This is a genomic window from Streptomyces sp. NPDC052101 (assembly GCF_040680235.1).
Lineage (GTDB): Bacteria > Actinomycetota > Actinomycetes > Streptomycetales > Streptomycetaceae > Streptomyces.
Map to the genome: position 1 here is coordinate 136,284 of NZ_JBFAWH010000007.1, position 19,700 is coordinate 155,983.

Below are 19,700 nucleotides of genomic sequence, written 5' to 3' on the forward strand. Positions count from 1 at the left end.
TACTCAGCGGTTGTGGAAAACACCGTCACCCGCCCGGCAGCTCCAGATCGCTCTTGTTCAGCTCCTCAATGTTCACGTCCTTGAACGTGAGGACCCTGACCTGCTTGACGAAGCGGGCCGGCCGATACATGTCCCAGACCCAGGCATCGGCCATCGACACCTCGAAGAACACCTCGCCCTGGACCGAGTGCACCTGCATCTCGTAGTCATTGGTGAGGTAGAAGCGCCGCTCGGTCTCGATCACATATTTGAACAGACCGACGACGTCTCGGTACTCCCGGTAGAGCTTCAGCTCCATCTCGGTCTCGTACTTCTCGAGGTCCTCGGCGCTCATGGCATGTTCCCCTTCAGCCGTGCGATCCCACCATTGTGCGCCAGTCCGACGGGCCCTCAGACGATTTCCGCGTCGAGGGTCACAGGACCGGCCGGGGGACCTTCGTCGAGCAGCGTGCGCAACAGCTCGGCGAGTCTGGTCGGATACACCGTCTCATGTGCCCGGGTCAGTTCCTGACACGTCCACCAGCGTGCTCCGGCGACGCTGCGCCGCTCAAGATCCGTCAGGCCCTGGGCCTCGGTCTCCGTCTGGGTCGTACGGGCCAGGTAGTACCACTCGTCCTGGTCCCAGCGGCGGCCCGCGAACGGGAAGGAGCACCTGCGCCGCCACAGCACCGGGCCGAGTTCCACGTCGGTGATGCCGGTCTCCTCGGCCAGCTCCCTGAGCGCGGCCTCCGCACGCGTCTCGGCGCCTTCGAGACCGCCGCCCGGGGTGAACCACCAGTCGTCGGCCGGATCCTCCGGCTCATGGCCGTGCAGCAGCAGGATGCGGTCCTCCGGGTCGAGGAGCACCACCCGGGCCACCCTGCGCAGACCGCCCTCGTACGACTCCTCACCGGTCCGCGCGGGCTCAGCGCACACCGGCCGCCTCCGGGCGGGCGCCGCGGGTGCGGGAGCGGCGGCCCAGGCGGCCAGCGATCGGACCGTAGGCGCCGCCCACCAGGACCAGGACGGCGCCGGAGAGGATCAGCAGCTCGATCGTGTCCAGCGGGCCGGGCTGGGAGAGGGCGCCAAGGGACTCGAAGCCGGTGGGGCTCTTGAGCGAGCCCTTCCAGGGCCAGACCACGGCGTCCACCCGGGCGGTCACGGCGTCGCGGGAGACCGTGCCCTTGGCCGCGTCGGTGAGGTGGGCCGTGGAGTCCAGGGAGCCCTGGCGCTCGTCACCGAGCAGGAACAGCCGGCCGTCGGGGACCTTCACCGTGGGGAAGTTCTGGTTCTCGGCCAGGCTGCCCTTGGGCAGATAGGTTTCGTCGATCTGCTTGCCGTTGACGGTCAGCTTGCCGTCGGTGCAGCAGGAGACGGTGTCGCCGCCGACCGCGACCACGCGCTTGACCACCTTGGAGTTGGTGACCCAGCTCTTGTCCTCGAAGACGACGACGTCACCGCGCCGCACCTCGCCGCCGTCGACCTTCTGCGCCAGCACCCGGTCGCCGGCGTCGATCGTGGGCGTCATGGAGCTGGTGGGCACGGTGTACGGCCGGTAGCTCACCGCTGCCCAGGCGAAGCCTCCGAGGAACAGCACCAGACCCAGTGCCACGGCCACTCCGGACAGCCGATGTCCGAGCCCATGCCTGCTCTCACCACTCATGGACCCGGACCCTACCCGGCGGTACAGGGGCTTGCCCAGCCATCCGGGTGACTCCGTCCGGCAGGGCGTCCACCAGGGCTCAGCCGCGCTCCGACTTCGCCGCCCTGCGCCGCCGCCACACCACCACCGGCAGCACCGCCGCGACGGCCACGCCCTGCGGGGCCACCGTCAGAGCGGCGGACGCCGAGGACTGCTGGGAGATGCCCGACTGGTCGAAGGTGTCCGGGATCGGCAGGGTGCCCCAGCGGGTGATCGGCCAGGCCTTGACGATCGCGCGGCCCACGACGTCGTTGACCGGGACCATGCCGTGGTGCTTGTCGGACTGGTTGTACCGGGAGTCGCGGGAGTTCTGGCGGTGGTCGCCCATCACCCAGATGTAGCCCTTGGGGACCTTCACCTTGAACTGGCCGCCGAGTTCGTCATCGGTGCACGGGGTGTTGCCGGCGTAGACATACGGCTCGTTCAGCGCGTGGCCGTTGACCATCAGCGGGCCGGTGCCCTTGCACTGCACGGTGTCGCCGCCGACGCCGATCACACGCTTGATCAGGTCCTTCTCGTTGGCGGACGGCATCAGGCCGATCCAGCTGAGGACCTTCTGCACGGCGTTCGGGGTCGGCGCGGGCTCGCCCGCCAGCCAGTCGTCCGGGTCGTGGAAGACCACGACCTCGCCACGCTCCGGCTTGGAGCCGAACCACGGGGTGAGCTTGTCGACCAGGACGCGGTCACCCACCTGGAGGGTGTTCTGCATCGAGGCGGACGGGATCGAGAACGCCTGCACCAGGAACGTCTTGATCAGCAGCGCCAGGACCAGCGCGATCACGACGAGGATCGGCAGCTCCTTCCAGAAGGAGCGCGGCTGCTTCTTCGGCCGGCCGACCGCCTCGCCCGCACCCGCGGCCCCGGCCGGGGGCCGCTGCTCCTCGCCGGGCCCGTCCTGGCCGCCCGCCGGGTCATTCTCTGAGGTCATGGCGCCGTCCGGCACGGGGGCGTTCGCTTCCACGGGGTGTCCGCGGTGCTCCTCGCCGTCGTGCCCCGACCGTGCGCCAACCGCCACATCCCCCACGCCAACTCCTCACTCTGTGCCGCTGCCTGCCCCGCATGCGGTGCAGGCCCACCACTCCCATAACGAGCGGGAGTTCCGCAGGGGTCGGGAGCTGGGATATTCCGTTCGGATTCTCGGAGGCAACCCTATGCGACAGCTGGGGACCGGCGGTCACGCCCGACACGGGGTTGGCGACGCTTGCGAAGGTTTTAGGTTCCTGCAGGCGTGTCCAGTGGCCGATCGGCCAGCCGATGGCGACGGCCCGGCCCACGACCGACTGCTCGGAGACCGTTCCGCCGTACGGCGTGTTCTGGTGGAAGCGGGAGTCCGCGGAGTTGCCCCGGTGGTCGCCCATCACCCACAGCCGCCCCTTGGGGACGGTGATGTCGAAGGGCTGGGCGGACGGGGCGTCCCCTGGATAGATGTAGCCCGCTTCGGTGAGGGGTACGCCGTTGACGGTGAGCCGGCCCTGCGCGTCACAGCACTTGACGTGATCACCGCCGACCCCGATGACGCGCTTGATCAGGTCCTTCTCGTTGTCGGACGGCAGCAGGCCGATGAAGGTGAGGCCTTCCTTGAGCTGCTTGACGACGACGGGGTCGTGCTTCTTGGCTGTCTGTTCGTCGGCCAGCCAGCCGCCCGGGTCGTGGAAGACGACGACGTCTCCGCGCTGCGGCTTGGAGCCGAACCACGGGGTGAACTTGTCGACCAGGACGCGGTCGCCGATCCGGATCGTCTGCTCCATCGAGCCGGACGGGATCACGAACGCCTGGACCAGGAACGTCTTCAGGACCAGCGCTATCAGCACGGCCACACCGACCAGAAGGGGGATCTCCCGAACGGCTGAACGGCGGCGCTTGCGCTTGACCTTGCGCTGGAGTTTGCGCCGCTCCGCGCGCGTACGGCCGCCGCCGGGCGTGGAGGTGCGGCGCGAGCCGGTGGGCAGCAGGTTGTCGGCGGGGTCACTGGGCACCCCGCGCGGTTTGCCGCGGTTACCCATGCGCACCGCCCGGTGTGGGCACGCGCGCGTAGGCGGAGGGCCGCGTCAGGTGGGTCCAGTGCGCGTAGGGCCACAGGATCCAGTCGGCGCGGCCGATGACGTCACCGACCGGGATCATGCCGCCGCCGGGGGAACCGAGATGGTCCCGGGAGTCGCTGGAGTCGCTGCGGTGGTCGCCGAGGACGAAGAGGCGGCCGGCGGGCACGGCGACGTCGAAGGGCACGCTGGAGGCGGTGTCCCCGGGGTACAGGAACGCGGACTCGTCGACCGTGCGGCCGTTCACCTCGATCCGTCCCTTCTTGTCGCAGCAGACCACATGGTCTCCCCCCACCCCGACAACGCGCTTGATGTAGTCGGCGTCCCCGAAGTACCCGGTGCCGTCGAACACGATCACGTCGCCGCGGCGCGGCTGGGCACCGAAACGGTACGCCAACTTATTTACGAGAACGCGGTCCCCGATCCTCAACCCCTGTTCCATGGATCCGCTCGGAATCTGGAACGGTTGCACCACGAAAGCGTTGAGGACCAGCAAAAACAGCAGGCAGGCGAAGAGGGTGAGGGTGATCCGGCCGCCCGGCAGCCAGTCGGCGATCCGCGTCACCAACGCGAAACGCGACCGTCCCTCCGGCCCCGGGGATTCCGGGTGGGAGGAGCGGTCGCGTTCCGTCGGCTGTGCTTCGGTGTCCATCGGAGCCAGATGCTATCCGGCCCCGCTGTGGCCCCGGTGAGGGCCGTGACACCGGGGAAGCGCTCAGCTCTCGCGCTTCTCCTTGATCTTCGCGGCCTTGCCGCGCAGGTCACGGAGGTAGTAGAGCTTGGCGCGACGCACGTCACCGCGGGTGACCAGCTCGATCTTCTCGACGATCGGGGTGTGCACCGGGAAGGTGCGCTCGACGCCGACGGAGAACGAGACCTTGCGGACCGTGAAGGTCTCGCGGACACCAGAGCCCTGGCGGCGGATCACAACGCCCTTGAACTGCTGCACACGGGAGCGGTTGCCCTCGATGACGCGCACGTGGACGTTGACGGTGTCGCCCGGGCGGAAGGCCGGGATGTCGCTGCGCAGCGACGCGGCGTCGACGGTGTCGAGCAGGTGAGACATTTCGTCTGCTTTCTTCGCTGATGCCACAGGTCATCAACGGCAACTAGGTGTTTGCACGAAGTCGTGTGCGGGTCGGGGCGGGCGTCGTGTCCCCCTGCGGCAGGGGCGCACGCCGGACGGGCGCACAACAGCGGTCTATTCTTCCACGCCCTCGGCCCGCCGCCAAAATCGGCCGTACGGCTCCCCCGCCGGATCCGGTTCCCAGCCCAGGATGGACAGCATCTCGCGGTCCTTCTTGTCGAAGGCCTTGGGCTCGCAGCGCTCGATGAGGTCGGGCCGGTGGGCGGTCGTACGGCGCAGGGCCTCGTCGCGGCGCCAGCGGGCGATCTTGCCGTGGTGGCCGCTGAGCAGCACGTCCGGGATGTCCCGGCTGCGCCAGACGGGCGGCTTGGTGTAGACGGGGCCTTCCAGGAGGCTCGCCATCGCGCCGGGCGCGAAGGAGTCGTCACGGTGGGACTCGGCGTTGCCGAGGACGCCGGGCAGCAGCCGGGCGACGGCCTCCGTGATGACGAGTACGGCCGCCTCGCCGCCGGCGAGGACGTAGTCGCCGATGGACACCTCGTACACCGGCATGCGGGTCGCGTACTCGTCCATCACGCGCCGGTCGATGCCCTCGTAGCGGGCCGGGGTGAAGACCAGCCAGGGGCGCTCGGAGAGTTCGACGGCGAGTTCCTGGGTGAAGGGGCGGCCGCTCGGGGTGGGGACGATCAGCGCGGGTCCCCGGGCACCGGTCTCGTAGCCGTCGGCGAGGATCGAGTCCAGGGCGTCGCCCCAGGGCTCGGTCTTCATGACCATGCCGGGGCCGCCGCCGTACGGCGTGTCGTCGACCGTGTTGTGCCGGTCGTACGTCCACGCGCGCAGGTCGTGCACCTGGACGTTCAGCTGTCCACGCGCGCGTGCCTTGCCGACCAGGGAGACGTTCAGGGGCTCCAGGTACTCGGGGAAGATCGTGACGACGTCGAGACGCATTACGACTCGTCTCCCGAGTCCTTCGACGAGTCGATCTCGGCGCGGTCGTCGATCAGGCCGGGCGGGGGCGCGATGACCGCCCTCTGCTCCTCCAGGTCGATCTCGGTGACGATCTCCTCCACGAAGGGGATCAGCACCTCGGTCCCGTCCGGGCGCTCCACGATGAACAGGTCCTGGGAGGGCAGATGCGAGATCTCCGTGATCCGGCCGACCTCCTCGCCGTCCTCGGTGACCACGTCGAGGTCCATGAGCTGGTGGTCGTAGTACTCGTCCTCGCCCTCGGGCAGCTCCTCCGGGTCGACGTCGGCGATCAGGAGGGTGTTGCGCAGGGCCTCGGCGGCGCTGCGGTCGGCCACGCCCTCGAAGCGCAGGAGGAGACGGCCGCTGTGCACCCGGCCGGTGGCGATGGTGAGAGGACCGGTGGAAGCCGGATCGGTGGCCAGGACGGCGCCCGGCGCGAGCCGCAGCTCCGGCTCGTCGGTGCGTACCTCGACGGTGACCTCGCCCTTGATGCCGTGGGCACGGCCGATCCGTGCGACTACGAGCTGCACTGTGCTTGATCTCCTGTCATACGACTGCGGGCCGGGGACGGCCCAGTGGCCCTCCCCGGCCCGAGCCGGTTGCAATGAAGCGTCAGCGGACGTGGTCCACGTCGACGAGGTCGACGCGGACACCGCGACCGCCGATGGCGCCCACGACGGTGCGCAGGGCGCGCGCGGTACGGCCGTTGCGGCCGATCACCTTGCCGAGGTCGTCGGGGTGGACCCGGACCTCCAGCACGCGCCCGCGGCGCAGGTTGCGCGAGGCGACCTGCACATCGTCAGGGTTGTCGACGATGCCCTTCACGAGGTGCTCAAGCGCCTCTTCGAGCATGCTGCTCAGGCCTCGGTCGACTCGGACTCGGCAGCGGCCTCGTCCTTCTTCTCAGCCTTCTTCTTCTGGGTGATCGCCTCACCCTTGCCCTCGTCGTCACCGCCGAGCGCCTCGAACGACGGACGGGCGGCCTTCGGAGCGGCCACGAGCAGCGGCGCCGGGGCGGGCTCGCCCTTGAACTTCTGCCAGTCGCCGGTCTTCTTCAGGATGGCGAGAACGGGCTCGGTCGGCTGCGCGCCGACACCCAGCCAGTACGCCACGCGGTCGGCGTCCACCTCGATGACCGACGGGTTGTAGGTCGGGTGGTACTTGCCGATCTCCTCGATGGCCCGGCCGTCACGGCGGGTACGGGAGTCGGCGACGACGATGCGGTAGTGAGGCGAACGGATCTTGCCCAGACGCTTCAGCTTGATCTTGACTGCCACGGGAGTGGATTCTCCTGGAATTGACGTGGTTGGGCACGGCGAGATTGCCGCGTGGGGTTGCGGTACCCGAGTGCCCGATGGACGCGTCAGCCGGAGGAGAGAGGGGTCCTGTGCGGCTGTCGAGTACAGCTAGCCATTGTGCCATACCCCGTGGGTTGCCTCCGGCCGAGGGGGAGGCGAGCTGCGCCTGGGCATGCCGGTGAGGCACCCGGCGTGGAGATGACCTCACGTCGGGTGCGCCGCCCGGCTCATCGCTGTCCACGATCCGGCACCCACGAGATGCCGGTACTCCATGGCCCGTCTCGCGATTACGCCGCTCCCGCGACCTCCGGGATGCGGAACGGCTTGCCGCAGCCGCCGCAGACGATGGGGGCCTGGGCCAGGACCGAGGGGACCACGCGGACGTTGCGGCCGCAGTCGCAGACCGCCTTGACGCGGACACCACCACCGGAGGAGCCGTGCCGGGCGGCCGGGCCGCGGAAGCTGCGGGTGGTGTCCGACGTCGTCGCCGCCGTGTGGGCCTTCAGCGCGCGCTGGAGCCGCTCGATGGTCGGGCGGTAGCGCCGCTTGGCCTCGGGATTGAGCGTGACCAGGGAGAAGCCGCTGCTCGGGTGCGGCTCCTCGGGGTGGTCGAGGCCCAGCTCCTCGGCGATCGCGAGGAAGCGGCGGTTGTGATAGCGGCCGGCCCGGGAGGTGTCGCGGATCCCACGGGCGGCGGCGATGCCGTGGACTGCCTCATGGAGCAGTCGCTCGAAGGAGAGTTCGTGACCGCACGCGGACGACGACTCTCCGATCAGGGACTCTGGCGCGGCAAGGTCCGGCAGCTCGGGGTGGTACCGCTGAATGTCGGCCCACGCCTGCGCCAGCTCTGCGGCGAGAACAGGTGGTGTCTGTGTCGTGCTCACGTAATGACAACGAGCGGGGGTGCCGCTGTGTTCCTATTCCGGGGCATCCCAAATAATTTGCACGTACCCGTCAGTTGCCGCTGATGCGTCCGGACGAGGGCGGGTGCGCTGATCTGCGGAGAAGCCTCACAGGTCATACCAAGCCGGTGCGTAGTCCGCACTACGACCTCGCCAGTACGTCTCCGCGTCACAGTGGACGCCGATGACGCAAGAGACCTTTCGGCCGCCCTCGGCGCGAAGCCTCACCTCGGTCAGCGTTCATGACGCGCGTGACGTTACCCCGCATGGCCCGACCCCCCGGCACCGGCCCGTTCCGCCCGAAGCGGACACCGTACGGCCATCCAGGTTGCCGGGATGTGAAATCTCGCCACACCCGGGCCCGGACCCCAAGCGGGGCCACACGCCCCCTGGACGGGGCCGCGAGCCGGGAGTTACCTGGCATACGTGGGAAGTACGCGCGCACGGCACGGGGGCCACGCAACCGGGCACAGCGGCGAACTGTCGGCGGATTGGGGCGCTTACCTATGACACCTACGCTCGTGCGCCAGCACGCGTCGCACGCGGATTCCGCACCCCGCGTGGACCTGTGCGCACGCGCGCGTGACTGGTCCGAGATCCAGGAGCGGATGCTGGTGCCGCTCTACGAAGCCGTCCACGAACGACTCGAAGTGGGCCCTGCCACCCGGCTGCTGGGCCTGCGCTGCGGCTCCGGGCTCGCCCTGCTGCTGGCGGCCGGCAGAGGCGCCGCGGTCACCGGCGTCGACACCGCCTCCCCCGAACGGCTCGCACTCGCCCGCGCCCGCCTGCTGCCGGACACCCTGCGCGCAAACACCGGAAGCGGCATTCCCGGGGGGCATGGTTCGCCCGGCGGAAGCAGCGGCGCACCCGGCGCACACGATCCTCGCGGCCGGGCTGACGGCATCCCCGGCGGACACGGTCGACGCTGCGAAGGCGGCGACGTCCCCGACGCCCACGGTGCGCGCGCCGGCGGCGGCGCGCCCGCCGGACCCGGTCCGCGTGACGGAAGAAGCCGCCCACGCGCGCGTGCGGCCGTGCGGCTCCTGGACGGCTCGCCCCGTGACGTGGCCGACGCGGAGACGGCCGCGTACACCCTGGTGACCGTCTTCGAGCCGATCGGCTGCCTCGCGGGGGACTCCGAGGGGCTCGACGAACTGCTGGCGGACGCGCTGCCGCGGGCCGCGCGCGGGGCCGCCGTGGTGCTGGCCGGCTGGGGGCCGCCGGAGCGCTGCGCCACCTCCTCGGTGCTGCGGGTGGCGACGAAACTGGCCGATCCCCTGCGCAGCGCGCGCAGCTGGCGGCCCGCCCGGCGGGACGACCTGGAGGAGGTCGCCCAGCGGGCCGGGCTGAAGCCGGACGGCTCGGGGCGAGTGGCCTGCCCGTTCGGGTACGCCGACACCGACAGCGCCGTACGCGGGCTGCTGTCGACCGGCCTGTTCGACGCGGCGATCGCGGCGACCGACGCCAAGCAGGTCGACAAGGAGCTGGCGGAGGCCCTGCATCCGCACCGGCGCCCGGACGGGACCGTGTGGATGCCGAACGTCTTCCGCTACCTCGTCGCCCGGGTGCCCTAGGCCCCGCCGAGGTCCTTGGACAGGCGTGTGATCCCGGCGATTCGGTACGCGTCCGCCTCCTCCAGCGTCTCGTTCGCGAGCAGCGCCTCGGCGAGGGCGTCCAACTGGCCGCGGTGGTCGCGGAGTTTGCGGCACGCCTCCTCGTAGCACTCGTCCACGATCCGCCGCATCTCGGTGTCGATCACGTCGAGGGTCTGCGGGGCGGCGGCGAGGCCGTAGGCCTGCTGGGCGTCGTTGGGGAGCGCGGAGAGGCGGCCGACCCGCTCGCTCATGCCCCAGCGGGACACCATCCCGCGCACGATGTTGGTGACCTGTTCCAGGTCGCTCTCGGAGCCGGTGGTGATCACGTCGTAGACGACGTGCTCGGCCGCCATGCCGCCGAGCGCGCCGATGATCCGGCCGCGCAGATACTCCTCGGTGTACGCGTACTTGTCCGCGTCCGGCGTGGACAGGGTGACGCCGAGGGCGCGGCCGCGCGGCACGATGGTGATCTTGCGGACCGGGTCGGCGCCCGGCTGGAGCATGCCCAGCAGGGCGTGTCCGCTCTCGTGGTAGGCGGTGCGCCGGCGTTCCTCCTCGGGCATCACCAGCGGCCGTTCCGCGCCCAGCTGGACCTTCTCCAGGGCGTCGGACATGTCGGACCGGGTCACGCGCTCCTGTTTGCGCTTGACCGCGAGCAGGGCGGCCTCGTTGGCGAGGTTGGCCAGATCCGCGCCGGTCATGCCCGGGGTCGTACGGGCGACCTGGGCGAGGTCGACGTCCCGGGCCAGCGGGATGTCGCGGGTGTGGATCTCCAGGATGGCCTCGCGCCCGCCGCGGTCCGGGGGCGAGACCTGGACGATGCGGTCGAAGCGGCCGGGGCGGGTCAGGGCCGGGTCGAGGATGTCGGCGCGGTTGGTGGCCGCGATGACGATGACGCCCTCCGAGCCGGAGAAGCCGTCCATCTCGGTGAGGATCTGGTTCAGGGTCTGCTCGCGCTCGTCGTGACCGCCCATCGACGCGCCGCCGCCGCGGGCCCGCCCGATGGTGTCGATCTCGTCGATGAAGATGATCGACGGCGCGACCTTGCGGGCCTCCGCGAACAGCTCCCGTACGCGGGAGGCGCCCACGCCCACGATCATCTCGATGAACTCGGACGCCGAGGCCGAGAAGAAGGGCACGCCCGCCTCGCCGGCGACGGCGCGCGCGAGCAGCGTCTTCCCGGTGCCGGGCGGGCCCGCGAGCAGCACACCGCGGGGCATCTTGGCGCCCATACGACGGTAGGCGTCGGGGTTCTTCAGGAAGTCGACGACATCGTTCAGCTCGCCCTCGACCTCGTCGATGCCGGCCACGTCCTCGAACGTGGTGCGCTTCTCCCCCGGCACCAGCTCGACCGGCTTCGGCGGTGCCTTGCGGCCCAGCATGCCGCCCGCGCCGCCGAGCCCCGCGCTCATCCGCCGGGCGACGAAGACCCACACGGCGATCAGCAGCAGCATCGGCGCGAGCGAGATCAGCAGGTTGGAGAGGAAGCTGCGGTGCTGGACGACGGGCTCGGCCGTGACAGTGACGCTGTGCTTGGTCAGGTTCGCCCAGAGGTCGTCATGCGCGAAGGACGGCCGCTCGGTGTTGAACTTGGTGTAGGTGGCGCCGCCGTCCGGGTTCTTCTGCTCCTTCTTGAGCTGGCCCTGGATCGAGTCGCCCTTGGCGTAGATCTTGGCGACGTTGCCGTCGTTGACCTGTTTGCTGAATTCGGTGTACGAGATCGTCGGCTCGTTGGCCTGGTCAAAGTACGACAGCACCAGGTTGGCGATCAGGTACACGACCAGCGCGGTGAGGATCAGCCGCCACCAGCCCCCGCGCATCCTGCCCCCGCCGGGCGGCTGCTTCGACGGCTCCTCGGGCGTGCCCTCGGTACGCCAGGGCTGGTCGGGCGACTTGCGCGGCGGGGCGGGGTTGGTCATATGCGGACGTTACGACAATGACCAACCCCTGGCATGCCCAGCGGTGAACTCAGCCCATGAACTTCTTGAACTCGTCCGGCAGCTCGAAGTCCTGGCCGCCCTGCTGCGGCAGCCCGAAGGCGTTCCCGCCCTGCGCGGCGGCTTCGCGGCGCTGGGCCTCCTCCAGCTCCTGCTGCCGGCGCTTCATCGGGTTGCCGGAGCGCTGCTTGCCCTTGGCCTTCTTCTGCTGCTTCTTCTGCCGGCCGGGGCCGCCGCCCATGCCCGGCATCCCCGGCATGCCCGGCATACCGCCGCCCTGGGCCATGCGGGACATCATCTTGCGGGCCTCGAAGAACCTTTCGACCAAGTTCTTCACCGCGCTGACCTCGACACCGGAACCCTTGGCGATACGGGCACGGCGGGAGCCGTTGATGATCGTCGGCTCCTGGCGCTCACCCGGGGTCATCGACTTGATGATCGCGGCGGTGCGGTCGACGTCCCGCTCGTCGATGTTCTGGATCTGGTCCTTGATCTGGCCCATGCCCGGGAGCATGCCGAGCAGCTTGGAGATGGAGCCCATCTTCCTGACCTGCTCCATCTGGGCCAGGAAGTCGTCCAGGGTGAAGTCCTGGCCCTTCTTGGACGCCAGCTTCGAGGCCATCTTGGCGGCCTCTTCCTGGCTGAAGGTCTTCTCCGCCTGCTCGATCAGGGTGAGCAGGTCACCCATGTCGAGGATGCGGGAGGCCATCCGGTCCGGGTGGAACGCGTCGAAGTCGTCCAGCTTCTCGCCGTTCGACGCGAACATGATCGGCTTGCCGGTGATCTGCCGGATGGACAGCGCCGCACCACCGCGGGCGTCACCGTCGAGCTTGGAGAGCACCACACCGTCGAAGCCGACGCCGTCGCGGAAGGCCTCGGCGGTGTTGACGGCGTCCTGACCGATCATCGCGTCGACGACGAACAGGATCTCGTCGGGGCTGACCGCGTCACGGATGTCCGCGGCCTGCTGCATCATCTCCTGGTCGATGCCGAGGCGGCCGGCGGTGTCCACGATCACGATGTCGTGGACCCTGGTCTTCGCGTAGTCGATGGAGTCCTTGGCGACCTGCACCGGGTCGCCGACGCCGTTGCCCGGCTCGGGCGCGAAGACCGCCACGCCCGCGCGCTCGGCGACGACGCTCAGCTGGTTGACGGCGTTCGGGCGCTGGAGGTCGGCGGCGACCAGCAGCGGGGAGTGTCCCTGCTCCTTGAGCCACTTGGCGAGCTTGCCCGCGAGGGTGGTCTTACCGGCACCCTGCAGACCGGCGAGCATGATCACGGTGGGCGGCTGCTTGGCGAAGCGGAGACGCCGGGTCTCGCCGCCGAGAATCTGCACAAGCTCGTCATTGACGATCTTGAGAACCTGTTGGCCGGGGTTGAGGGCCTTGGAGACCTCGACTCCGAGGGACCGTTCCTTGACGTTCTTGATGAACGTCCGCACTACAGGCAGGGCCACGTCCGCTTCGAGAAGCGCGATGCGAATCTCACGCGCCGTGGCGTCGATGTCCGCCTCGCTGAGCCTGCCCTTGCCCCTGAGGGACTTGAAGGTGGCTGAAAGGCGGTCGGAGAGAGTATCGAACACGGCGGCGTCGGTCCTCGGCGTCGGAAGCTGGGTCGCCCTCCAGGGTATCCGGCCCCGCAAGCGAATCGGTCTCGCCCGCCGTGAAGAGCGGGCGAGACCGTACAGCCCGCAGCGGCGGGGACCATGCCCTGGCGATCCTGAGGACCTGCTGGGCCGGCGGACCACCCCCACGCCTGTGGGGAGCACGACTGATCAACGCATGAGTATGACCGCAAGGTCACGCCCGCAAGGTCACGCCCGCAACGTCTCCTCCAGCACCCGCGCCAGTGACCCGGCGTCCTCCCCGGGCAGCGGCTCCCCCGCGCCCGTCGTGACGTAGAAGGCATCCACGGCGTTGGCCCCCAAGGTCGACACATGCATGCTCCGCACCCGCACCCCCGCCTTCTCCAGGGCCATCCCGATCCGGTGCAGCAGGCCCGGGGCGTCCTGGGCACGGACCTCGATCACCGTGGCGTGGTGGGAAGCGGCCGGGGCCACCGTCACCCGGGGCGGCGGGGCGACCCAGCCTCGCCGGCGGGGGTAGGCCGCGTCCCGTTCGGCGAGGCGGCAGGTGATGTCCAGGGAGCCGTCGAGGGCGCGGACGAGGTCGGCGCGCAGCCGGGCGGCCTGGGGCAGGGAGCCGTACTCGGCGGCGACCCGCCAGTTGAGCAGCAGCACGGCGCCCTCGTCGACGTCGTCCGGCAGCCGCAGCGTGCGCAGCTCGGCCGTGCGGACGGTGAGCCGGTGCACGGCGAGGACACCGGCGACGGCGGGGAGCACGGCGGGCTGGTCGGGTACGGCGATGAGCAGCTCGACGCCGAGGGGTTCCTGGGACTGCTCCTCCTCGGTGGCCGGTTCCTTCTGGGCGCGCAGCGCGAGGACCGGGCCGCCGGTGCGGCACGCCTCGATCGCCAGCCGCTCCTGTTCGGCCGTGGGCGCGGCCTGCTCCGGCTCCTCGGGGGCGTCCCCGGCGAGCACGGCGGAGGCCCGCCGGACGAGGTCGGCGACGAGGGAGCCGCGCCAGGAGGACCAGGCGGCGGGGCCGGTGGCCAGGGCGTCGGCCTCCGTCAGGGCGTGCAGCAGCTCCAGGGTGCTCTGGGTGCCGACCGCCTCGGCGACCGAGCGGACGGTGGCCGGGTCGTCCAGGTCGCGGCGGGTGGCGGTCTCGATGAGCAGCAGGTGGTGGCGGACCAGAAGGGAGAGCACGGCGACGTCCGGGCGGTCGAAGCCGATCCGGGCGGCCACGTCCTTGGCGATGATCTCGCCGGCCACCGAGTGGTCGCCGGGCCAGCCCTTGCCGATGTCGTGCAGCAGGGCGGCGACCAGGAGCAGGTCGGGTCGGCTGACGCGGCGGGTCAGCTCGGAGGCGCGCACGGCCGTCTCGATGAGGTGCCGGTCGACTGTCCAGAGATGGACCGCGTTGCGCTGCGGGCGGCAGCGGACCCGTTCCCAGTCCGGCAGGAGTCGGCTGATCAGGCCCTCCGCCTCCAGTGCCTCCCAGACCTCGACGGTGGGGCGGCCGGAGCCGAGCAGCGTGACCAGTTGTTCGCGGGCCTCGGCGGGCCAGGGCGTGGTCAGGGGGCGTGTGGTGGCGGCCATGCGCCGTACGGCGTGCAGGGAGAGCGGGAGGCCGGCCTGTGCGGCGGCGGCCGCGGCGCGCAAGGGGAGCACGGGATCGCGCTCGGGGCGTGCGGCACGGGCGAGCACCACCTCGCCGTCCTGCTCGACGACACCCTCGGCCAGAGGCGACCTCTCTGCCACCGGCTTGCCGCCGCCCAGCATGGCGCGCAGGCGCGGACGGACGGCGCGCGAACGCAGCACGCGCCCTACCTCGCGCCAGGTGACATCACTGGCGTACGAGATGACGCGTGCCGACTCGTAGACCTGCCGGAGCAGTGTGTCCGCGTCCAGCAGGCCCAGCTCGGCAGCCACCTGGTCCTGCTCCTGGAGCGCGAGCCGGTCGGTGGCGCGGCCGGTCGCCAGGTGCAGCGCGTCCCGGACGTCGAGCAGCCGCCGGCGGGCGTCGGCGAGGCCCTCGCGCGGGGCGTCGGCGAGCCAGGAGGCGGCCACGGCGCGCAGGGCGGTGGCGTCCCGCAGGCCGCCGCGGGCCTCCTTGAGGTCGGGTTCCAGGAGGTACTGCAGCTCGCCCTGGCGCTCGGCGCGCTCGGCGCAGAGTTCCTGGAGTTCGGGCAGGCGCTTGGGGGCCTGGTTGCGCCAGTCGGCGAGCACGGCCGTACGCAGGCCCGCGGTGAGGCCGGGATCGCCGGCGAGACGGCGGGCGTCCAGGAGACCGAGCTGGACCTTCACATCGTCCGTGGCGGTCTTGCGGGCCTCCGCCGGGGTGCGCACGGAGTGGTCGAGGGCGAGGCCGAGGTCCCAGATGGGGTACCAGAGGCGGTCGGCGAGGGCGGCGACCGCCTTGGTGTCACTGCCGTCGTGCAGCAGGAGCAGGTCCAGGTCGCTGCGCGGGGACAGCTCGCCGCGGCCGTAGCCGCCGACGGCGACCAGGGAGACGCCCGGGAGCCCGCCGGCCGCCGCGGAGAACAGGCCGCCGAGCCAGTCGTCGGTCAGTTCGGCGAGGGCGGCACGGCGCGGCGGCCCGGACCGCGCCCCCTCGGTGAGGAGGCGCAGCCGGGCCGCCGCGTAGCCGCTGGGTCCCGAGTCCTCTGCTTCCGTGCGCACATCCGTTCCCGTCACCCAGTGACTCCTGTCTTTTTCTGCTGTCGCCTCAGAGCGCGTCGGGGCCGCGCTCGCCGGTGCGCACCCGTACGGCCGTCTCGACCGGCAGGGACCAGACCTTGCCGTCACCGATCTTGCCGGTGCGGGCCGCCTTCACGATGACCTCGACCAGCTGCTCGGCGTCGTCGTCCTCGGCCAGAACCTCGATGCGGATCTTGGGGACCAGGTCGACGGTGTACTCGGCACCGCGGTAGACCTCGGTGTGGCCCCGCTGACGACCGTAACCGCTGGCCTCGGTGACCGTCAGTCCGTGCACGCCGAAGGCCTGCAGGGCCTCCTTGATCTCATCCAGTCGGTGGGGCTTGACGACGGCGGTGATGAGCTTCATGCGTCCACCTTCTTGGTCTGCGTGGCGGCGGCCAGGGCCGAGGAGTGCGCGGAGGAGCCGATGACACCGCCGCCGGCGCCGCTGAAGTCGTATGCGGTCTCGGCGTGCTCGGCCTGGTCGATACCGGAGATCTCCTCGTCCTCGGTGACCCGCATGCCGATCGTCTTGTCGAGCAGGAAGGCGAGGACCGCGGAGACGACCAGGGAGTAGGCGAGGACCGCGCCGACGCCGGCGCACTGCTTCCACAGCTGGGTCCAGGTGTGGTCGCCGTAGAAGACACCGGTCGCGGTGGACTGGCCCTTGCCGGTGGCGAAGAAGCCGATGAGCAGGGAACCGATGATGCCGCCGACCATGTGGACGCCGACGACGTCGAGGGAGTCGTCGTAGCCGAACTTGAACTTCAGGCCGACGGCCGCGGCGCAGGCGACACCGGCGATGGCGCCGACGGCGATCGCGCCGAGCGGGGAGACCGCGCCGCCGGACGGGGTGATCGCGACCAGGCCGGCGACCGCGCCGGAGGCGGCGCCCAGCGTGGTGAACGCGCCGTGCCGGATCTTCTCGTAGGCGAGCCAGGCCAGCATGGCGGCGCCGGTGGCGACCTGGGTGTTGACGAACATCAGCGCGCCGACGCCGTCGTCGTTGCCGAGCCAGGAGCCCGCGTTGAAGCCGAACCAGCCGAACCACAGCAGGCCCGCGCCGAGCATGACCAGCGGGAGGCTGTGCGGGCGCATCGGGTCCTTCTTGAAGCCGACGCGCTTGCCGATGACGAGGATGACACCGAGGGCCGCCGCGCCCGCGTTGATGTGGACCGCCGTACCACCCGCGAAGTCGATCACGCCGAGCTTGAAGGCCCAGCCGTCGGCGCCCCAGACCCAGTGGGCGACCGGGACGTAGACGATCGTGGCCCACAGGGCGATGAAGAGGCACCAGGCCGAGAACTTCACGCGGTCCGCGAGCGCGCCGCTTATCAGAGCCGGGGTGATGATGGCGAACATCATCTGGAAGACCATGAACACGAAGATCGGAATGGTGTATCCGGGCCACAGCTCGGTCAGACCGATGTGGCTGAGACCGAACCAGTCGGAGTTCCAGCCGATGAGGCCGTTGTGCGTGCCGAAGGCGAGGGAGAAGCCGTAGAGCGTCCAGAGGATGGTGATGATCCCCATGCTGATGAAGCTCATCATCAGCATGTTGAGAGTGCTCTTGACGCGGACCATGCCTCCGTAGAAGAAGGCCAGGCCCGGGGTCATGATCAGCACCAGGGCGGAGCAGATGAGCATGAAGCCTGTGTTCGCGGCAGACAGCTTGGGTGCCTCCGCGGCAAGCGTGATGGCTGGGGCCATCGGCGTCTCCTCGTCGGTTCGGTACGGCCCCGTGCGGGCGGTGCCTGGGCGGTCCGGTGGGTAGCGGGGGGTGGGCCGGTTATGCGCCATGAGACTGGCGCAGCGCGGTTTCGGTGGAAGCCCCTCGTTGTTTCGCCGGGGTGACGAAGGCGCCCTGCGTGTTACGCGTGGATGAACTGCCGGATGTCCGGCCCTCTGATCGTTATCGTGACGCAACCTGCTCCGGGGGATCCCGCCGCGGAAACGGGCCGGCCGCGGCGGGCCTCTCCGATGACCTGGCGGGGGAGCCGAGTCGGGCAGTTCGGGAGGACCGGCCGCGGCCGGGGCGGGGTGGCCGGGTGGGTCAGACCGCCTCCGCGGTCTCCGGCAGGTCTACGGCGAGCTGGTCGCTGAGGTCGATGACGACCGTGAGGTCGCCATGGTCGCGGAGGGCCGTGTCGACCGTCTTTCGAATACGAGTGTTCACACGCTCGGAGCGGACCTTCTTGGCGATCTCCATGGCCTGGGAGGCATAGGACGTGCTCCGTTCGGGCTCGCGCTGGAGCAGGTGCACGGTGGCCATGCCGATCAGATTGAGCGCGTACGACCGCTGGTGCTCGCTGTCCTTGGCGAACAGGTCCACTGCCCGTTGCATGAGCGGCTCGGCGAGGGAGGCGTAGGTGGGGCTGCGTCCGGCGACGTAGGCGAGGTCGCGGAAGGAGTGGGAGTTCTCGCCGTACAGCTCGGCCTCGGAGAAGAAGCGGATCCAGTCGGGGTCCGGCTCGTCCCACTCGTCGGTCTCGGCGAAGGTGTTCTCGGCCATGCGCACCGCGCGCTTGGTCTTGCCGGGCTGGCCCATGTTCGCGTAGGCGCGGGCCTCCATCGCATACAGCATGGACTGGGTGCGCGGGCTCGCGCAGTCGCGGCTGCCGTACTGGGCGAGGTGGATCAGTTCCAGGGCGTCGTCGGGCCGGCCGAGATGGATCATCTGGCGGCTCATGCTGGAGAGGATGTACGAGCCGAGCGGCTTGTCGCCGGCCTCCTTGGCCGCGTGCAGGGCGAGGACGAAGTACTTCTGCGCGGTGGGCTGCAGGCCCACGTCGTACGACATCCAGCCCGCCAGTTCGGCCAGTTCGGCCGCGACCTTGAAGAGCTTGCGGGTGGTGGCCTCGGGCTGGGGCTCCTGGAGCAGGTCGGTGACCTCGTGCAGCTGGCCGACGACCGCCTTGCGGCGCAGGCCGCCGCCGCACTGGGCGTCCCACTGCCGGAACATCCGCGTGGTGGACTCCAGCAGATCCAGCTCCGGCTTGGACAGCCGGCCGGGCCGGCGCGGGTCGGGCAGCGGCTCGGGCTCGGCGAGGACCGGGGAGGCGGGGCTCGGGACGAGCCAGCGCTGCATGGGCTCGATGAGGGAGGGGCCGGCGGACAGCGCCAGGGAGGTGCCGAGGAAGCCGCGCCGGGCCAGCATCAGGTCGCTGCGCGAGAACTCGCTGAGCAGGGCGACCGTCTGCGGGGCGGTCCAGGGCAGGTCGACCCCGGACGCGGAGGGTGACTGGCGGGCGGCGCGCAGGCCGAGGTCCTCGATGGAGACCACGCAGCCGAAGCGCTCGGAGAACAGCTCCGAGAGGATGCGCGGGATCGGCTCGCGCGGATTCTCCCCGTCCAGCCAGCGGCGCACGCGCGAGGTGTCGGTGGAGATGTGATTGGCCCCCAACTGGCGTGCCCGGCGGTTCACCTGGCGAGCCAGCTCGCCCTTGGACCAGCCGCTGCGCACGAACCATGAGCCGAGCAGCTCGTTGGAGCGCTTGTCAGCGTTCGTCCCGCTTCCGCTGTTGCCGCTCACTGGAACGCCCCCATCTCCCTGAGACCACTTGTCGTCGAGTGCGCCAAGCCCTATCAGAATGCCGGTAAATACGGCTTCCCGTCCGTCGGTTCTCACCCTTCGAACGAGCTGACGACTCGCCTCCGGCATACCCACGGATGCATATGCCTCCCGGACTCGCACACTCACAGTAATCCTACGATCACCCGCTCAGCCACGGGGATCCCTGAAACGCCACCATTCGCCACCCCTTCGAATGAACTCATGCTCGGCCGCACGCGATTCACTTGACATAGGACGGCTGGAAGTGGGCGGAGTGACGCACAAGGGGGGCGCACATGCCCTGACGCACCACTCGTTGCGCTTCAAGGCGCCGCCTTGACCTCGCCGCGACGCGGGCAGGCGGAGCCGTAGCGTTAC

19 protein-coding genes are annotated in these 19,700 nt (G+C 70.3%); 1 reads left to right on the plus strand and 18 read right to left on the minus strand.

What is annotated here, in order from left to right:
• Positions 1-25: 25 nt before the first annotated feature.
• The 12 genes from AB0L75_RS15435 to AB0L75_RS15490 all read right to left on the minus strand — a co-directional run bounded on the left by AB0L75_RS15435 (position 26) and on the right by AB0L75_RS15490 (position 7,958).
• Positions 26-334: a DUF2469 domain-containing protein gene (locus AB0L75_RS15435; protein WP_003965949.1), complete on the minus strand. Its 309-nt coding sequence runs from the start codon at positions 332-334 to the stop codon at positions 26-28.
• A gap of 56 nt (positions 335-390) precedes the next feature.
• On the minus strand, positions 391-915 hold the full coding sequence (locus AB0L75_RS15440; protein ID WP_365180958.1) for an NUDIX hydrolase: 525 nt from the start codon (positions 913-915) through the stop codon (positions 391-393).
• Positions 905-1,642, minus strand: a complete 738-nt coding sequence (gene lepB, locus AB0L75_RS15445) for a signal peptidase I (protein ID WP_365180961.1) — start codon at positions 1,640-1,642, stop codon at positions 905-907. Before lepB (AB0L75_RS15445) ends, AB0L75_RS15440 begins: the two co-directional genes overlap by 11 nt.
• Positions 1,643-1,721: 79 nt before the next feature.
• Entirely contained in the window at positions 1,722-2,705 is a 984-nt protein-coding gene (gene lepB / locus AB0L75_RS15450; RefSeq protein ID WP_365180963.1) for a signal peptidase I, read from the minus strand.
• Positions 2,593-3,684 carry a signal peptidase I gene (gene lepB, locus AB0L75_RS15455; protein ID WP_365180966.1) on the minus strand — a complete coding sequence of 364 codons (1,092 nt, stop codon included), beginning with the start codon at positions 3,682-3,684 and terminating at the stop codon, positions 2,593-2,595. The genes lepB (AB0L75_RS15450) and lepB (AB0L75_RS15455) overlap by 113 nt, the downstream gene beginning before the upstream one ends.
• On the minus strand, positions 3,677-4,372 hold the full coding sequence (gene lepB / locus AB0L75_RS15460; RefSeq protein ID WP_365180969.1) for a signal peptidase I: 696 nt from the start codon (positions 4,370-4,372) through the stop codon (positions 3,677-3,679). Before lepB (AB0L75_RS15460) ends, lepB (AB0L75_RS15455) begins: the two co-directional genes overlap by 8 nt.
• Before the next feature lie 63 nt (positions 4,373-4,435).
• Entirely contained in the window at positions 4,436-4,786 is a 351-nt protein-coding gene (gene rplS, locus AB0L75_RS15465; protein ID WP_361234944.1) for a 50S ribosomal protein L19, read from the minus strand.
• Positions 4,787-4,921: 135 nt separating this feature from the next.
• Positions 4,922-5,755 (minus strand): tRNA (guanosine(37)-N1)-methyltransferase TrmD, encoded by an 834-nt coding sequence (gene trmD / locus AB0L75_RS15470; RefSeq protein ID WP_365180973.1) that lies wholly within the window; start codon positions 5,753-5,755, stop codon positions 4,922-4,924.
• Positions 5,755-6,306 (minus strand): ribosome maturation factor RimM, encoded by a 552-nt coding sequence (gene rimM, locus AB0L75_RS15475; protein WP_365180976.1) that lies wholly within the window; start codon positions 6,304-6,306, stop codon positions 5,755-5,757. Before rimM ends, trmD begins: the two co-directional genes overlap by 1 nt.
• Before the next feature lie 82 nt (positions 6,307-6,388).
• Positions 6,389-6,628 carry an RNA-binding protein gene (locus AB0L75_RS15480; RefSeq protein ID WP_003973401.1) on the minus strand — a complete coding sequence of 80 codons (240 nt, stop codon included), beginning with the start codon at positions 6,626-6,628 and terminating at the stop codon, positions 6,389-6,391.
• Between the two features lie 5 nt (positions 6,629-6,633).
• Positions 6,634-7,053, minus strand: a complete 420-nt coding sequence (rpsP, locus tag AB0L75_RS15485) for a 30S ribosomal protein S16 (protein ID WP_071370664.1) — start codon at positions 7,051-7,053, stop codon at positions 6,634-6,636.
• Positions 7,054-7,361: 308 nt separating this feature from the next.
• The gene (locus AB0L75_RS15490; protein ID WP_365180980.1) at positions 7,362-7,958 is read right to left on the minus strand and encodes a hypothetical protein; all 597 of its coding nucleotides are present in this window, start codon (positions 7,956-7,958) and stop codon (positions 7,362-7,364) included.
• 524 nt (positions 7,959-8,482) lie between these two features.
• On the opposite strand from AB0L75_RS15490, the gene AB0L75_RS15495 reads away from it, so the two are divergent.
• Positions 8,483-9,550 (plus strand): SAM-dependent methyltransferase, encoded by a 1,068-nt coding sequence (locus tag AB0L75_RS15495; protein WP_365180983.1) that lies wholly within the window; start codon positions 8,483-8,485, stop codon positions 9,548-9,550.
• Here AB0L75_RS15495 and ftsH read toward each other — a convergent pair.
• The 6 genes from ftsH to AB0L75_RS15525 all read right to left on the minus strand — a co-directional run bounded on the left by ftsH (position 9,547) and on the right by AB0L75_RS15525 (position 19,301).
• Positions 9,547-11,490: an ATP-dependent zinc metalloprotease FtsH gene (ftsH, locus tag AB0L75_RS15500; RefSeq protein WP_365180986.1), complete on the minus strand. Its 1,944-nt coding sequence runs from the start codon at positions 11,488-11,490 to the stop codon at positions 9,547-9,549. The genes AB0L75_RS15495 and ftsH overlap by 4 nt on opposite strands.
• Before the next feature lie 49 nt (positions 11,491-11,539).
• The gene (gene ffh / locus AB0L75_RS15505) at positions 11,540-13,090 is read right to left on the minus strand and encodes a signal recognition particle protein (RefSeq protein WP_365180989.1); all 1,551 of its coding nucleotides are present in this window, start codon (positions 13,088-13,090) and stop codon (positions 11,540-11,542) included.
• A gap of 231 nt (positions 13,091-13,321) precedes the next feature.
• Positions 13,322-15,766, minus strand: a complete 2,445-nt coding sequence (locus AB0L75_RS15510; protein ID WP_365180991.1) for a [protein-PII] uridylyltransferase — start codon at positions 15,764-15,766, stop codon at positions 13,322-13,324.
• A 31-nt stretch (positions 15,767-15,797) separates the two neighbouring features.
• The gene (locus AB0L75_RS15515; RefSeq protein ID WP_100828472.1) at positions 15,798-16,136 is read right to left on the minus strand and encodes a P-II family nitrogen regulator; all 339 of its coding nucleotides are present in this window, start codon (positions 16,134-16,136) and stop codon (positions 15,798-15,800) included.
• Positions 16,133-17,479, minus strand: coding sequence for an ammonium transporter (locus AB0L75_RS15520; protein ID WP_365180995.1), 1,347 nt, complete (start codon positions 17,477-17,479; stop codon positions 16,133-16,135). The genes AB0L75_RS15515 and AB0L75_RS15520 overlap by 4 nt, the downstream gene beginning before the upstream one ends.
• Positions 17,480-17,822: 343 nt before the next feature.
• Complete coding sequence (locus tag AB0L75_RS15525) at positions 17,823-19,301, minus strand: hypothetical protein (RefSeq protein ID WP_365180998.1); 1,479 nt, start codon at positions 19,299-19,301, stop codon at positions 17,823-17,825.
• Positions 19,302-19,700 lie beyond the last annotated feature (399 nt).

Bases quoted from the DNA above. Each gene is read 5' to 3' on its own strand.
- AB0L75_RS15435 (WP_003965949.1), bottom strand. From the start codon at position 334: ATGAGCGCCGAGGACCTCGAGAAGTACGAGACCGAGATGGAGCTGAAG.
- lepB (WP_365180961.1), bottom strand. From the start codon at position 1,642: ATGAGTGGTGAGAGCAGGCATGGGCTCGGACATCGGCTGTCCGGAGTG.
- lepB (WP_365180966.1), bottom strand. From the start codon at position 3,684: ATGGGTAACCGCGGCAAACCGCGCGGGGTGCCCAGTGACCCCGCCGAC.
- lepB (WP_365180969.1), bottom strand. From the start codon at position 4,372: ATGGACACCGAAGCACAGCCGACGGAACGCGACCGCTCCTCCCACCCG.
- rplS (WP_361234944.1), bottom strand. From the start codon at position 4,786: ATGTCTCACCTGCTCGACACCGTCGACGCCGCGTCGCTGCGCAGCGAC.
- trmD (WP_365180973.1), bottom strand. From the start codon at position 5,755: ATGCGTCTCGACGTCGTCACGATCTTCCCCGAGTACCTGGAGCCCCTG.
- AB0L75_RS15480 (WP_003973401.1), bottom strand. From the start codon at position 6,628: ATGCTCGAAGAGGCGCTTGAGCACCTCGTGAAGGGCATCGTCGACAAC.
- AB0L75_RS15495 (WP_365180983.1), top strand. From the start codon at position 8,483: ATGACACCTACGCTCGTGCGCCAGCACGCGTCGCACGCGGATTCCGCA.
- ftsH (WP_365180986.1), bottom strand. From the start codon at position 11,490: ATGACCAACCCCGCCCCGCCGCGCAAGTCGCCCGACCAGCCCTGGCGT.
- AB0L75_RS15515 (WP_100828472.1), bottom strand. From the start codon at position 16,136: ATGAAGCTCATCACCGCCGTCGTCAAGCCCCACCGACTGGATGAGATC.
- AB0L75_RS15520 (WP_365180995.1), bottom strand. From the start codon at position 17,479: ATGGCCCCAGCCATCACGCTTGCCGCGGAGGCACCCAAGCTGTCTGCC.